This window comes from Sphingomonas sp. (genome assembly GCF_036387595.1).
In the GTDB taxonomy this organism is placed as follows: domain Bacteria; phylum Pseudomonadota; class Alphaproteobacteria; order Sphingomonadales; family Sphingomonadaceae; genus Sphingomonas.
Window position 1 is genome coordinate 16,301 of record NZ_DASVTL010000067.1, and the last position, 14,170, is coordinate 30,470.

Annotated in this window: 15 protein-coding genes; 4 read left to right on the forward strand and 11 right to left on the reverse strand. The window is 66.3% G+C overall.

Features of this window, described 5'->3' with window-relative positions; genetic code table 11:
- The 10 genes from VF643_RS05540 to VF643_RS05585 form a co-directional block, all read right to left on the reverse strand.
- On the reverse strand, positions 1 to 2,967 hold the full coding sequence (locus tag VF643_RS05540) for a 2-oxoglutarate dehydrogenase E1 component (RefSeq protein ID WP_331042393.1): 2,967 nt from the start codon (positions 2,965 to 2,967) through the stop codon (positions 1 to 3).
- Positions 2,968 to 3,121: 154 nt separating this feature from the next.
- Positions 3,122 to 4,006 carry a succinate--CoA ligase subunit alpha gene (gene sucD, locus VF643_RS05545; protein ID WP_331042378.1) on the reverse strand — a complete coding sequence of 295 codons (885 nt, stop codon included), beginning with the start codon at positions 4,004 to 4,006 and terminating at the stop codon, positions 3,122 to 3,124.
- Positions 4,003 to 4,509: a DUF29 domain-containing protein gene (locus tag VF643_RS05550; protein WP_331042379.1), complete on the reverse strand. Its 507-nt coding sequence runs from the start codon at positions 4,507 to 4,509 to the stop codon at positions 4,003 to 4,005. The genes sucD and VF643_RS05550 overlap by 4 nt, the downstream gene beginning before the upstream one ends.
- Positions 4,510 to 4,520: 11 nt before the next feature.
- A complete protein-coding gene (gene mdh / locus VF643_RS05555; protein WP_331042380.1) occupies positions 4,521 to 5,483 on the reverse strand; it encodes a malate dehydrogenase in 963 nt (320 codons plus the stop codon).
- A gap of 124 nt (positions 5,484 to 5,607) precedes the next feature.
- Complete coding sequence (gene zapE, locus VF643_RS05560) at positions 5,608 to 6,720, reverse strand: cell division protein ZapE (protein WP_331042381.1); 1,113 nt, start codon at positions 6,718 to 6,720, stop codon at positions 5,608 to 5,610.
- 13 nt (positions 6,721 to 6,733) lie between these two features.
- The gene (locus tag VF643_RS05565; protein ID WP_331042382.1) at positions 6,734 to 7,279 is read right to left on the reverse strand and encodes a PaaI family thioesterase; all 546 of its coding nucleotides are present in this window, start codon (positions 7,277 to 7,279) and stop codon (positions 6,734 to 6,736) included.
- Positions 7,280 to 7,284: 5 nt separating this feature from the next.
- On the reverse strand, positions 7,285 to 8,064 hold the full coding sequence (locus tag VF643_RS05570) for a succinate dehydrogenase iron-sulfur subunit (protein WP_331042383.1): 780 nt from the start codon (positions 8,062 to 8,064) through the stop codon (positions 7,285 to 7,287).
- A 14-nt stretch (positions 8,065 to 8,078) separates the two neighbouring features.
- Positions 8,079 to 9,464, reverse strand: coding sequence for a cell envelope integrity protein CreD (gene creD, locus VF643_RS05575; protein WP_331042384.1), 1,386 nt, complete (start codon positions 9,462 to 9,464; stop codon positions 8,079 to 8,081).
- A gap of 60 nt (positions 9,465 to 9,524) precedes the next feature.
- Positions 9,525 to 10,100, reverse strand: a complete 576-nt coding sequence (locus tag VF643_RS05580; RefSeq protein ID WP_331042385.1) for a ClpP family protease — start codon at positions 10,098 to 10,100, stop codon at positions 9,525 to 9,527.
- A 49-nt stretch (positions 10,101 to 10,149) separates the two neighbouring features.
- Complete coding sequence (locus VF643_RS05585; protein WP_331042386.1) at positions 10,150 to 11,097, reverse strand: C13 family peptidase; 948 nt, start codon at positions 11,095 to 11,097, stop codon at positions 10,150 to 10,152.
- Positions 11,098 to 11,250: 153 nt separating this feature from the next.
- Between VF643_RS05585 and VF643_RS05590 the strand changes: the two genes are divergently transcribed.
- Positions 11,251 to 12,291 carry an SDR family oxidoreductase gene (locus VF643_RS05590; protein ID WP_331042387.1) on the forward strand — a complete coding sequence of 347 codons (1,041 nt, stop codon included), beginning with the start codon at positions 11,251 to 11,253 and terminating at the stop codon, positions 12,289 to 12,291.
- Here VF643_RS05590 and VF643_RS05595 read toward each other — a convergent pair.
- Complete coding sequence (locus VF643_RS05595; RefSeq protein WP_331042388.1) at positions 12,272 to 13,135, reverse strand: glycoside hydrolase; 864 nt, start codon at positions 13,133 to 13,135, stop codon at positions 12,272 to 12,274. The two genes, VF643_RS05590 and VF643_RS05595, sit on opposite strands and share 20 nt — an antisense overlap.
- 46 nt (positions 13,136 to 13,181) lie before the next feature.
- Here VF643_RS05595 and VF643_RS05600 point away from each other — a divergent pair, with 46 nt between their 5' ends.
- The 3 genes from VF643_RS05600 to VF643_RS05610 are packed head-to-tail and all read left to right on the forward strand — an operon-like array spanning position 13,182 to position 14,056.
- Positions 13,182 to 13,439, forward strand: a complete 258-nt coding sequence (locus VF643_RS05600) for an AbrB/MazE/SpoVT family DNA-binding domain-containing protein (protein ID WP_331042389.1) — start codon at positions 13,182 to 13,184, stop codon at positions 13,437 to 13,439.
- Positions 13,436 to 13,753, forward strand: a complete 318-nt coding sequence (locus VF643_RS05605; protein ID WP_331042390.1) for a type II toxin-antitoxin system PemK/MazF family toxin — start codon at positions 13,436 to 13,438, stop codon at positions 13,751 to 13,753. The genes VF643_RS05600 and VF643_RS05605 overlap by 4 nt, the downstream gene beginning before the upstream one ends.
- 27 nt (positions 13,754 to 13,780) lie before the next feature.
- Entirely contained in the window at positions 13,781 to 14,056 is a 276-nt protein-coding gene (locus VF643_RS05610; RefSeq protein WP_331042391.1) for a hypothetical protein, read from the forward strand.
- Positions 14,057 to 14,170: the final 114 nt, after the last annotated feature.

Genomic DNA, 14,170 nt, shown 5'->3' on the forward strand with positions numbered 1-14,170 from the left:
TCAGGCGCCCGCCTTGCCCGCGGTCTTCTGGTCCTCGGTCGCCCGCGCGCGGCGGATTTCCTCGCGGACATTGTGGCCGAGCGCGTCGGCGACCAGCGCCCCCTGCTCGGCCTGGTGGCGCTTCATCAGACCCGTAGCGGGCGAGGCCGACGCCGATCGCCCGGCATAGCGCGCACGCTTGCAGGCGCCGCCCGCCGCCGCCAGCGCCTCCTCGATCAGCGGCTCGACAAAGAACCAATAGCCCTGGTTCTTCGGCTCCTCCTGCGCCCAGACGACCTCCTCCAGCGCCGGCATCCGCGCCACGCGCTTGGCCAGCGGCTCGCCGGGGAAGGGATACAGTTGCTCGATCCGGACGATCTGCGTTCCCGTGTCCCCCGCCGCGTCGCGTGCCTCGATCAGGTCATAGGCGACCTTGCCGGTGCACAGCACGAGCCGCTTCGTCTCCGCATCGGCGGCACCGTTGGTGTCGGAGAGGATGCGCTTGAAGTGGCTGTCGCCCTGAAAATCCGCCGCCTGGCTCACCGCCAATTTGTGCCGCAGCAGCGACTTGGGCGTCATCACGATCAGGGGTTTACGGAAATTGCGGTGCATCTGGCGGCGCAGAAGATGGAAGTAATTCGCCGGGGTCGTGCAGTTCGCGACCTGCATATTGTCCCCTGCGCACAATTGCAGGAACCGCTCCGGCCGCGCCGACGAATGTTCCGGCCCCTGCCCTTCGTAGCCGTGTGGCAACAGCATCACCAGGCCGTTGGCGCGCAGCCACTTGGCTTCGCCGCTGGCGATGAACTGGTCGATCATGATCTGCGCGCCATTGACGAAATCGCCGAACTGCGCCTCCCACATCACCAAAGTCTTGGGGTCGGCCAGCGCATAGCCATATTCGAAGCCCAGCACGCCATATTCGCTCAAGGGGGAATCGAGCACCTCGAACCGGCCATGTTCCACCGTCTGGAGCGGCACATATTTATGCTCGTCAGTCTGGTCGACCCACACCGCGTGGCGCTGGCTGAACGTGCCGCGCCCCGAATCCTGCCCCGACAGGCGGACCCCATATCCCTCCGACAGCAGCGATCCAAACGCCAGCGCCTCGCCGGTCGCCCAATCGAAATTGCTGCCGCTCGCGAACATCTGCCGCTTGGCGTCGAGCACCCTGCTGAGCGTCTTGTGGATCCGGATGCCCTCGGGCACCGTCGTCAGCGTGCGGCCGAGTCCCTCGAACAGCTTCAGCTCGATGCCGGTATCGACGTTGCGCCGCGTCGCCTCGCCGTCGGTCGGGGCGTGCAGCCCGGACCAGCGGCCCGCGAACCAATCGGCCTTGTTCGGCTTGTAGCTCGCGCCCGCCTCGAACTCGCCCTCGAACATCGCCGTCGTCTGCGCGATCTGTGCGTCGATCCACGCCTGATCGACGACGCCTTCCTTGACCAGCCGCGCGCCGTAGATCTCGCTCACCGGCGGATGCTGGCGGATCACCGAATACATCAGCGGCTGGGTGAAGCTCGGCTCGTCGCCCTCGTTATGGCCGAAGCGGCGATAGCACCACATGTCGATCACCACGTCGCGGTGGAAGGTCTGGCGGAATTCCATCGCCATCTTGGTGGCGAAGGTCACCGCCTCGGGATCGTCGCCGTTGACGTGGAAGATCGGCGCCTGCACGCCCTTGGCGACGTCCGACGGATAGGGCGACGAGCGCGCGAATTGCGGGCTGGTCGTGAAGCCGATCTGATTGTTGATGACGAAATGGACGCAGCCGCCGGTGTTATAGCCGCGGATGCCGGAGAAGCCGAGGCATTCCCACACGATCCCCTGCCCCGCGAAGGCCGCATCGCCGTGGATCAGCACCGGCAAAGCGTGGCAATGGTTCTTCAGATCGTCGGCGATCGTCTGGATCGCGCGGGTCTTGCCCAGCACCACCGGATCGGCGGCCTCCAGGTGCGACGGGTTGGCGACCAGCGACATATGCACCTTGATGCCGTCGAATTCGCGGTCGGTGGACGTGCCGAGGTGGTATTTGACGTCGCCCGATCCGCCGATCTCGTCGGGCTGCGCCGATCCGCCGGCGAATTCGTGGAAGATCACGCGCAGCGGCTTGGCCATGACGTTGGCCAGGACGTTCAGCCGGCCGCGGTGCGCCATGCCGTAGACGATCTCGCGGACTCCCATCTGGCCGCCGTATTTGATGACGCTTTCCAGCGCCGGGATCATGCTCTCGCCGCCGTCCAACCCGAAGCGCTTGGTGCCGACGTACTTCTTGCCGAGGAAGCGCTCCCATTGCTCGGCCTCGACGACCTTGGCCAGGATCGCCTTCTTGCCCTCGGGCGTGAAGCCGACCGCCTTGTCCTTGCCCTCCAGCCGTTCCTGGAGGAAGCGGCGCTCCTCGACGTCGGCGATGTGCATATATTCCAGGCCGACGTTGCCGCAGTAATTGGCGCGCAGCGTGTCGACGAGTTCGCGGATCGTCACCCATTCGAAGCCGAGCGTCCCGCCGAGATAGACCGGGCGGTCGATATCGGCGTCCGAAAAGCCGTGATATTGGGTCTTCAGATCCTCGGGCATCTCGCGCTTCGACAGGCCGAGCGGATCGAGATTAGCGGCGAGGTGCCCGCGAACCCGGTAGGTGCGCACGAGCAGCTGCGCGCGGATCGCGTCGCCCGCCGCCTTGACGATGTCGTCCTTCGACACCGCAGCGGGGGCGGGCGCCGCCGGCTTCGCCGCACCGCTCCTGGCGGGCTTGGGCGCCGGTTCCATCTGCGTCGGATCGAGCGCCGCGGTCAGATCGTCGGTGGTGGTCAGCGGCCAGCGATCGCTCGCCCAGCTCGGTCCCTGCGCGGTCTCCAGACCCTCGAAGAAATTGCGCCAGCCGGGTTCGACCGACCCTGCATCGGCCTTGAACCGGCCGTATAGCCCCTCGATGAACCCGGCGCTGACGCCGGCGGCGATATCGGAGAAATCCTGACCTTCGTAGCCCATCATGTTCTTCCTCAACCCCTCTCCTTCCAGGAGAGGGAGGGGCCCGCTCCGCGTAGCGTAGCGGAGTGGGAGGGTGAGGACAGCTTGCACACTGCCCTCACCCTTCCGCGGCTTCGCCGCTCCCTCCCTCTCCCAAGGGGAGAGGGAAAGTAGCTTACCCGTTCAACACGCTCACCAGCGTCGAACCCAATTCGCTCGGAGACGCCGAGACCTTGATCCCGGCGGCTTCCATCGCCGCGATCTTGCTCTCCGCATCGCCCTTACCGCCCGACACGATCGCGCCGGCATGGCCCATGCGGCGGCCCGGCGGCGCGGTTCGCCCGGCGATGAAGCCCGCCATCGGCTTGGCGCGGCCGCGCTTGGCCTCGTCGATCAGGAACTGCGCCGCCTGCTCCTCGGCATCGCCGCCGATCTCGCCGATCATGATGATCGACGTGGTCGCGTCGTCGGCCAGGAACAATTCCAGCACGTCGATGAAGTTCGTGCCGTTCACCGGATCGCCGCCGATGCCGACCGCGGTCGTCTGGCCCAGCCCGGCGTTCGAGGTCTGGAACACCGCCTCATAGGTCAGCGTGCCCGAGCGCGAGACGACGCCGACCGAGCCCTTCTTGAAGATGCTGCCCGGCATGATGCCGATCTTGCACTCGCCGGGCGTCAGCACCCCGGGGCAATTCGGTCCGATCAGCCGCGACTTGGAGCCGCTGAGAGCGCGCTTAACGCGGACCATATCGAGCACCGGAATGCCCTCGGTGATCGTGACGATCAGCGGGATTTCGGCGTCGATCGCTTCGAGGATCGAATCCGCGGCGAAGGGCGGCGGTACGTAGATCACGCTCGCGGTCGCGCCGGTCTTCGCCTTCGCCTCGGCGACGGTGTTATAGACCGGCAGGCCGAGATGCTGCGTCCCGCCCTTGCCCGGCGTCACGCCGCCGACCATCTGCGTGCCGTAATCCAGCGCCGCCTGGGTATGGAAGCTGCCGGTTTCGCCGGTCATCCCCTGGGTGATGACCTTGGTGTTTCTATCGACGAGGATGCTCATGAATCAAAGGGCTCCGGTATTTCGTCGGAATCACTTCCGCGCAAGTGATGCTCGCGGTTCATGATCTCGTCGAACGTGAAGGGACAAATCTCGGGAAAGTGCTTCAGCGGCAGCCGCGTCTCCTTGGATGCGTCATAACGCGCGCGACGATAAGCCTTGGCAACGGCTTCATCAATTCGCGACTTGTAACTCGGGCTTTCCTCCAAATTGTCTCGAACGCGGACGCGATGCCCGTCGATGGAGACAGCCCAACTTCTTGATTGATGGTCGGTCTGCACGTCCCACTTCAACATGTGGATGAGGACGATCCTAATCGCGCTCTTGAACGCATCGAAGTTCGAGCGCGACAATCCCTCGATCTCCTCCAAAAGATTTTCGAGGTCGAGCTCATCGAACTGCCCATCTCTCAACAGCTCGATCTGGGCGGTGATCCACGAACCATAGTCTTCGAGGTACGCAGGGTAGTTGCGTCGCTCGTAAAGGCTTGGATCATACTCACCCATGACGATACTCCTCAGCCAAGGCTCGAATCGATGCCCCGGCATGCCACCAACAGTTCCTTCACCGCCTCGACCGAAACCTGCAAATTCGCCTTGGCTTCGTCATCCAGCTTCACCTCGACGATCTCCTCGACCCCGCCCGCGCCGATCACCACCGGTACGCCGACGTACAGCCCGTCGACACCGTACTTGCCCTCGACATAGGCCGCGCACGGCAGCAGCCGCTTGGCGTCGTTCAGATACGCCTCGGCCATCGCGATGCCGCTGGTCGCCGGCGCATAATAAGCCGAACCCGTCTTCAGCAGCGCGACGATCTCGCCGCCGCCGCTGCGCGTGCGCTGGACGATCGCGTCGATCCGCGCCTGCGTCGAGCGGCCCATCGCGATCAGGTCGGGGACGGGGATGCCCGCCACGGTCGAATATTGCACCACCGGCACCATCGTGTCGCCGTGGCCGCCGAGCACGAAGGTGTTGACGTCCCGGACCGCGACCTTGAACTCGTCGGCCAGGAAATGGCTGAAGCGCGAGGAATCCAGCACCCCCGCCATGCCGACGACCATGTGATGCGGCAGCCCGGAGAATTCGCGCAGCGCCCACACCATCGCATCGAGCGGGTTGGTGATGCAGATCACGAAGGCGCCGGGCGCGTTGGCCTTGATCCCCTCGCCGACCGCCTTCATCACCTTCAGGTTGATGCCGAGCAGGTCGTCGCGGCTCATCCCCGGCTTGCGCGCCACCCCGGCGGTGACGATGATGACGTCGGCACCCGCGATATCGGCATAATCGTTGGACCCGGTTACGTCCGCATCGAAGCCCTCGACCGGCCCGCATTGCGACAGATCGAGCGCCTTGCCCTGCGGCACGCCCTCGACCACGTCGAACAGCACGATATCGCCCAGGCCCTTGAGAGCCGCGAGGTGCGCGAGCGTGCCGCCGATATTGCCGGCGCCGATCAGCGCGATCTTCTTGCGAGCCATTCCAATCCAACTCCCGTGACCATGAGCGGTGCGATTGGACACGCCGCCTACGCCCATTGCATGAGGACGGCAACCGTTAAAGGGAAAGGGTGAAGATTATAAATGCGAATGGTTCGCATGTGCATCAAGCGCTGCCGTGCCCCTGCGCAAGATAGTCCTCCGACCGCATCTCCTCCAGCCGGCTGATCGTCCGCTCGAATTCGAACCGCCCGTCCCCCGCCTCATAGAGTTCGGCGGGCTGCGCATCCGCGGCGGCCAGCAGCTTGACCTTATGCTCGTACAGCGCGTCGATCAGCGCGACGAAGCGCGCCGCCTCGTTGCGGTTCTCGGGGCCGAGCCGGGGCACGCCGACCAGGATCACGGTATGATAATGGCGCGCGATCGCCAGATAATCCGCCGCGCCGCGTGCCTCGCCGCACAACTTCTTGAACGCGAAGACCGCGACCCCCTTCAGGCTCTTGGGCACGCGCAACGTCCGCCCGCCGCCCACCGGCAGCTCCTCGGCCGGCACATGGGCGCTGTCCTCGGGCGGATAGTCGGTCAGGCGGAAGAAGGCGGCGGAAAGTTCGGCGGTCGCCCCCTCGCCATTGGGCACCAGCCAGGTATCGACGCTGCCCAGCCGCTCGCGCCGGTAATCCACCGGGCCGTTGAGCGGCACCACGTCGAGCCGCGCCTCCACCAGCGCGATGAAGGGCAGGAAATGCTCGCGGTTCAGCCCGTTGAGATAGAGGTCCGACGGCGCCCGGTTCGATGTGGTGACGATCGTCACCCCCGCTTCGATCAGCGCGGTGAACAGCCGCGACAGGATCATCGCATCGGGCGAATTGGTCACCATCATCTCGTCGAACGCCAGCAGCCGCACGTCGTCGGCAAGCGCTGCGGCGACCGGCGCGATCGGGTCGCCGGTCTCCTTGGCGCGTTCCACAGCGATGCGCTGGTGGATTTCCAGCATGAATTCGGCGAAATGCACCCGCCGCTTGCGCGCGATCTTCAGATGCCGGAAGAACAGGTCCATCAGCATAGACTTGCCGCGCCCCACCCCGCCCCAAAGATACAGGCCCCGCGGCGCAACAGGCTTGCGCCCCATCAGCCGCCAGAGCGTGCTGCCGCGCGTCGGCACCGCCTGCAGCTCGGCCGCGAGCGCCGCCAGCCGCGCCGCCGCGGCGGCCTGTTCGGGATCGGCACGCAATTCCCCGCACGCGACCAGCGCGTCGTAAGCGGCAAGGACATTCGTCATCGTAACAGCCCGATTACTCGCCCTCACCCTTCCCACTCGGCTGCGCCGAGCGGGCGCCTTCCCTCTCCCGCTGGGAGAGGGAGGGAGCGGCGGAGCCGCGGAAGGGTGAGGGCGACGAAGGCTTGCGGATGGTCGCCGAGAACGCCGCGACCCGTGTTTCCCCGTCACCCTGCACGACCAGCCCGCGCAGGAAGATCAGCCGCCCGGTTTCCTTCAACACCTCGACCTGCGCCTCGATCGCCGTGCCGATCGCAGCGCCGCCGATGAACTGCGTATTCAGGTCCAGCGTCACCGCGGTGCCGGCGGTTATGAGCCCGAACCCGCGCGACGCAGCGAACAGCGCGACGTCGATGAAGCCGAGCAGCGCGCCGCCGTGAACATGATCGCGCCGATTGGAATGGCGATGCTCCGGCATCATCCGCACGCGCGCGATCTCGCCTTCGATCCGGTAGTGCATCGCGCCGAGCAGGGTGTTGAACCGGGTCGGATCGCTCAGGCGGAAACTGCGCCAACCCGGATGGTCCGCGTCCGCTTCGTCCAGAAAGGCAGGAACCGTCACAGGCGCTAGAGAACCCGCTCGGCTTCCATCTTCTTGACCTCGGCGATCGCCTTGGCCGGGTTCAGCCCCTTGGGGCAGACGTTCGCGCAATTCATGATCGTATGGCAACGATACAGGCGGAACGGATCCTCCAGCGCATCGAGCCGCTCGCCGGTCATCTCGTCGCGGCTGTCCGCCAGCCAGCGATACGCCTGCAACAGGATCGCCGGTCCCAGGAACTTGTCGCTGTTCCACCAATAACTCGGGCACGAGGTCGAACAGCACGCGCACAGGATGCACTCGTACAGCCCGTCCAGCTTCGAGCGATCCTCGGGCGATTGCAGTCGCTCCTTGCCCGAGGGCGGCGGGGTGACGGTCTGCAACCACGGCTTGATCGACGAATATTGCGCGTAGAAATGAGTGAAGTCGGGGACGAGATCCTTGATGACGTCCATGTGCGGCAGCGGCGTGATCCGCACCTCGCCCTTCACATCCTCGATCGCGGTCGTACAGGCCAGGCCGTTGCGCCCGTCGATGTTCATCGAGCACGACCCGCAAATGCCCTCGCGGCACGAACGGCGGAAGGTCAGCGACGAATCCTGCTCGGCCTTCATCTTGATGAGCGCGTCGAGCACCATCGGCCCGCATTCGTCCAGATCGACCTGGAACGTGTCGTAATGCGGGTTTTCGCCGGTATCCGGATCGTACCGATAGATCTTGAACGATTTCAGCTTGCCGCCACTGGTCGCGGGATGGCTCGCGCCCTTCTTGACGACGCTGTTCTTTGGCAGTCGGAATTCGGCCATATGCTGTTCCCGGATCAGGCAGTGGGCGGGGCGGATCGCAGGCCGCCCCAATCGAGATTGCGCGTCAGGTACATGATCGCTGCGAGCGCCGCAAACAACAGTAGCGCGCCGATCAGCAGCGAAAATGCTTCCAGGCTGAGCAGGATGTAGAGCACGCCGTACAGCGCGGCCAGCAGCGCCGCGACATAGCCGCCGCGCCGCCGGCTGCGCAGGACCGCGGTGGAATAGGCCGACAGCAGGCCGATGATCGCCGCCGCCGCGACGATGTACGCGCCGGCGAAACCGACGACCTCGGCGAACGCCAGCAGCATGACGAAGAACAGCACGAGCCCCGCGCCCACCAGCAGATATTCCGCCGCCGCCACCAGCACGCCCGCGATCACATCGAACATCAGGAACGCCATGAAGGTGAAGCCGATGAAGAGAAACCCGTATTTGACGCTGCGATTGACCTGCGAATACAGATCGACCGGGGAGACGAGATCGACCCGCGCCTCGTAATCGCCCGCGGGTGCGGCCACCATGTAGCGATCGGCACCCCCCGCAGCGCGCGCATCGGGCTGCACGGCATCGGAGGTGACGAGCGAGCGACCGAGCGCCAGATTGCCGACGCGCCACGTGGCGGTGAAGCCGCTTGCGGTTTCGGCATGCCGCGTCGGCAGGAAGCCGCCCTGGAAGCTGGGATGCGGCCAGGTCGATGCCACCGTCCAGCGCGTGTCGCCAGCCTGCGGCGCGAGCGCCAGCCAGCCGTTGCCTCGAAATGTGAAGCGGAACGTCGCGGTCAATGGCCCTCCGCGCAGCGACGACGCGTCGAGCCAGGTGAAGAACCCCGATCCTCCGGTCGACGGCAGCCCCTTTCCCGGTTGCAGCACCAGCCGCCGCCCGCCCACGCTCACCGCAGGCGGCGCACCGAACAGGCCGCGGGCATCCTTCAACCCGAAGCGCAATTCGGCCCGGTCGAACGCCAGCCGGTCTGCGCTTACCCCGAAGCGCGCCAGATCGGCCGGCAGCGCGAAACGCGCGGTGCCCGATGCCGCCGCCTCGTAAACCACGGCTTCGTAGATCGATCGGCTGCGTCGCTCGGGCGTCAGATCGGTCCGGATGTCCGCCATCTCGGGCGCCAGCGTCAGTTCGCGCCACACCATGTTCGTGCGCACGACCTTCCGCCCGCCCTCGTCGACGGTCTCGGTCACCTGTTCCTGATAGGGGAGAACCAGTACCGGCCCCGCGATCGTCTGCGGCCCGCCCCACCCTTCCGCGATCGAGGCCCGCGCGGTCTCCGACTGCGACTGGCGATCATACACCAGCAGATAGACGGCAAACAGCGGCACCGCGAGCAGCGCCGCCATCAAGATCGCCATCAGCAACTTGCCGCCTGGGGTGCGGGTATCTGCGGCCATGCACGCGTCCTTCTACGACGAACCGTGCCTGGCTAGCGCCGAACCGTAGCCGATACAATCTCAGATCACGTCGAGCACCAGCCCCAGGTCGAGCGCCTCCTGCGCCTCGATGTACCAGTTCGAGGTCGCCTTGGCCTTCAGCTGGTCGAGCGTCACCTTGGAACCCGCCACCAGGCTCTCGAAGCCCTCGTCCTGGATGCGGATCGAGTCCTCGATCTCGTTCAGCTTGGCCTTCAGCGTGGACGGCAGCGTCGACAACGGGCCGGACAGGGTCACCGTCGAGGTCATCAGCCGCTCGTGGATCATCAGCCGGCTGCCGTGCGTGAGGAAACGCTTGTCCACGGGAAATGCCGACATGAAGGTCGCACCCGCCGAATAGACCGCGACCTTGCCTAGGAATAGCGCTTCGCGTCCCGTATAGTCGCGCAGCAGGCGAATGCTGTCGCCCATTGCGCGCGCCATTTCGGGGTCGCCGCCCAGCGTCGTGATCGACACGACCAGCGGGCCGTCGCCGGGCGCGGAGGCGAGCTGCGACTGGAAGCTGTCGTACATCCGGTCGTCGACGGTGCCGTGCAGCTGGATGTGGGGCTTGGCGAGTGCGGGATATTGCGCGGCTTTATTGGGCAAGTCGGTCATGCGGCGGCGAACTGTTGCGTGTCCAGGACGGTTCCCTCGCCGTGCAGGTTTATTTGCTGCGGTGCGGCAAAGCCGAGAGGGAACTGGTTGCAGGGCGGCCGACACCGGGCGTCTTCGGCGGCAACCGGCGTTCGATCGCGGCCAGCCAGGTGATCGCCTCTGCGCCGATGCTCACCTGCGGCTGTGAAGGGGTGAGCGCGGCCGACGCTTCCCAGTCGCCAATGGTTCGGGTCGCGGCCGCGGCTGCGACCGCGAACGGCTCGGGCGCGCGCAGGGCGTGGTTGATGAGTGCATCGCCGAAGAAGGTCCAATCGTTGTCCGCCTGACACCCGAACGACGTGCGGTCTGCCGAGGATGCCGTCAGGATCGCGGTGGTCGGCGACGCCAGGATCGGCACGAACACGCCCGAGTAGCAGGCGCTGACCAGCACCAGCCGGTTGCGGATGCCCAGCGTCGTCAGCAGGCTCCACAGCCGCGACGGAGAGATCGCGCCGAACCCTGCATCGCCATCGTTATAAACGATGCCGATCGGCGCACCGTGGCTGGTGGTATAGAGGATAAGGACGTCCTCAGCCCGGTCCATCTGCTCGGCCACGCGCGCGAGGATCGCGGCGATGTTGGCAGGCGAGCCGCGCGGCAGGTCGCTCTCCGCGCGCCCGTCCGACGCGGCCAGCACGACGCTGCGCCCCGTCGCACCATAACGCCGGGTCAGCACCCGCCCCGCCTCGCGCGCCTCGCGCCCGAAGACGGGATCGCTGTCCAGCCCGACCACGACGACATAGGCGTCGACCACGCCCTTGCGCTGCGGCCCGATCGCGGACAACGCGCGCGCCAGTTTGCGGTGTTCGGCGAGCATGTCCGCGGCGGTGCGCCCGCGCTCGATCTCGACGCCCAGATCGGCGAGCCGCGCGGTCTCCTGCGCCGACGTGGTGCCCAGGAACGGGGGCGGCTGGGTGTGCTGGGGCGGCGAATATTGCGCGGGCGCCGGCGCTGCCATGATGGCTGCTAATGCTCCCAGACCCAGTGCTCCCAGACGATGCCATGCCCCCATCCGCGCCTCCGCAAACGACTGTGGCGCGGACTGCACGGGTGTCAAGCAGCGGAACCGCGAGCGTTCGCGCGCGCTTGGGTGGGCGATCAGGAGAACATCATGGCCATCACGTTGAAACCGCTGGGCGATCAGGTCGTCGTCATCACTGGGGCAAGCTCCGGCATCGGCCTGGTCACCGCGCGCACCGCGGGGCGGGCGGGTGCCAAGGTGCTGATGGTGGCGCGATCGCAGGACGTGCTGCGCGGGATCGTCGCCGAATTGCAGGGCGAAGGCCTGCACGTCGAGGCCAAGGCCGCCGATGTCGGCGACCGCGCGGGGGTCGAGGCCGCGGCGGCCTATGCGATCGAGATGTTCGGGCGGATCGACACATGGATCAACGATGCCGGCGTCGCGATCTACGCTCGACTGGCCGACATCCCGCTCGACGAACACGAACGGCTGTTCCGCACCAATTATTTCGGGGTCGTCAACGGGTGTCAGGCGGCAATTCCGCACCTGCGCGAGCACGGCGGCGCGCTCATCACGGTGGCGTCGATCGCCTCCGACATGGCCGTCCCGGTCATGGGGGCCTATGCCGCGTCGAAACACGCGGTGAAGGCCTATGTCGAGACGCTGCGGATGGAATTGCAGGAGGACGGGGCAGCCATCTCGGTGACGTTGGTCAAACCTTCGGGGATCGACACGCCGATCGGCCAGCACGCCGCGAATCATGCGGGCGGCGAGGCGCAGATCCCGCCGCCGGTCTACGACCCGCAACTCGTCGCCGACGCCATCCTGCACTGCGCGGTCCACCCGCTGCGCGAGATCACCGTTGGCGGCGGCGGCCGGGCGCAGGCATTGTTCGCCGCGCACTTCCCCGCGATCTACGAACGCCTCGCGCCCAAGGCGGCCAAGGTGTTCACCGACCCCACCAAGCCGCAGCCGCGGCCAAGCAACCTGGCCTGGGGCGTGCGCGCCGGCCGCGAACGCTCGGGCGAACACCCCCATGCGCGCAAGACCAGCCTCTACACCGCCGCCGCCCTCCACCCACGCGCGACCGCCGCGGTGGGACTGGTCGGGCTGGCGCTCGCAGGCGGGCTGTTGTTCGCGCGGCGGCGGATCGGACAGCCCGTCGCCTCCGTCAGCAAACCTCGGCGGTAAACTTCGGCAGCGGCCCCGGCGGCACCCGGTCGGGATGGCGCCAGAACAGGTCGCCCGCCAGCCGGTGACCGGCATAGACCTCGGCGAGCAGGCCGTAGAGCGCAGGGTCGTAGCTACGCAGATCGTCCGGGGACAGTACCCGGACCTGATCGAACGTCGCGATCCGGCCGGTTTCGAACCAGAATTGCGTGCCCACCGCCCAATATTCCTCGAATGTGGTCGCGGCATATTCCCCCGCCCACGCGCCGCGCTTCATGGCATCGGCATAGGCCCGCTCGACCCGCGCGTGCAGCGCCGGATCGGCGACTTGGGCGGCTCGCAGGATGACATGCGCGAACTCGTGCACGAATATGTTCTGCCCGTGATAGCGGTCGCCCGGCCCCGCCAGTAAATTCTCCGCCGCCGCGGTGGTCAGGATGCCGCCCATCCCCCGCGCCCGTGCGTTCCAGTAATCGCGATCCGACAGCCGCCCGATCCGCACGTCGTAATGCTTGCGCTCGCACACCGTAAGCCGCGGATCGTCACGCGCCGGCTTCTTCCAATCGCGCTGCTCGGGCACGTCGAGCGTCCCCTCCTCCGCCGCCATCACCACGACCCGCTCCCCTTGCGCGATCAAGGTCCGCCGAATGTCCGGCCGCCGGATCAGCATCCCCTGCACGATCTCCCGCGCCAGCAACAGCGCGCGCGGCGGCGTGCGGGCGGAGGCGAGGACGGGGATGCCGCCGGCGTCGACGTATCGGGTGTAGAAGGGGTCGGCCTGAATGCCATGAGGCAATGACCCGACGATCGCAGGGGCTGGTCCCGCCGCTTGCGCCATCACGCAAATCATCGACATGATCTTCATCCGTTACAACCTTGTGCTTACATCAGACCTGCTTTAGAGGGTGCCCATGCAAAGTGCGCTCCGCAAGATGGGCAATTCGGTTGGTTTGATCGTGCCCAAGGCCCTGCTCCAGGAGCTGGGCGCGGGCGCGGGCACCGCGATGGACGTTCGCGTGGAGGACGGCCGGGTCGTGGCGACTCCGATGCGCCGTGTGCGTGCCGGATGGGCCGAGGGAGCGGCTGCGGTTGCGGCTGCCGAAGAAGATGTGGACGAGGCTGCTTGGTCGACGTTCGGCAACGATGGTGATGACGAGCTGATCTGGTGAAGCGGGGCGAAGTCTGGCTTGTCACGCTGGACCCGACGGTGGGCAGCGAGATCCAGAAGACCCGACCCTGCGTGATCGTGTCGCCGGACGAACTCAACGGCGTCCTGCGCCGGATCATCGTCGCACCGATGACCAGTCGCAGCCATCCCGCCCCGTTCCGCATCGCGACGGTCTTTCGCCGGAAGCCCGGCCTGATTCTGCTCGATCAGATCAGGACGGTCGACTGCAAACGGCTCGCGACGCGCCTGGGCGTTGTCGATGACGTCGCGCTGGCGTCGGCTTTGGCAATTCTGGTCGGGATGTTCGGCGAATAGCGGCAAGAACTTTGCCATGATCCTGACATGCTTCAGCACCTCGTTCGCGACGTGCCGATGCACCATCTTCCCGCCGACGACGATGGCCTTCGCGGCGTTCGGGCACGGTCCCACCGCGTCGTCTCCGTTGCGCTGGAGGACGAACGAGCATTCATGCTTGCTGAGGAGCGCTTCACCCGCGGCAAGCCTGGACTATCCTCAAGTTCCGATGAGATACCTGGCTTCGTGAAAAGCGATCACATGATCGAGTGCATCTCCCGCAGCATCGGCATCGCCATCAATACACCCGCTTCTTCGGCTTGATGTATTCGATATCGTCGGTCAGCGTGTAATCGTGGACCGGGCGGTAATCGATCGCCGTCGTCCCGCCCTTGCCGCCCCAGCCGTCGAACGTCGCGATGGTGTGCTTCATCCAGT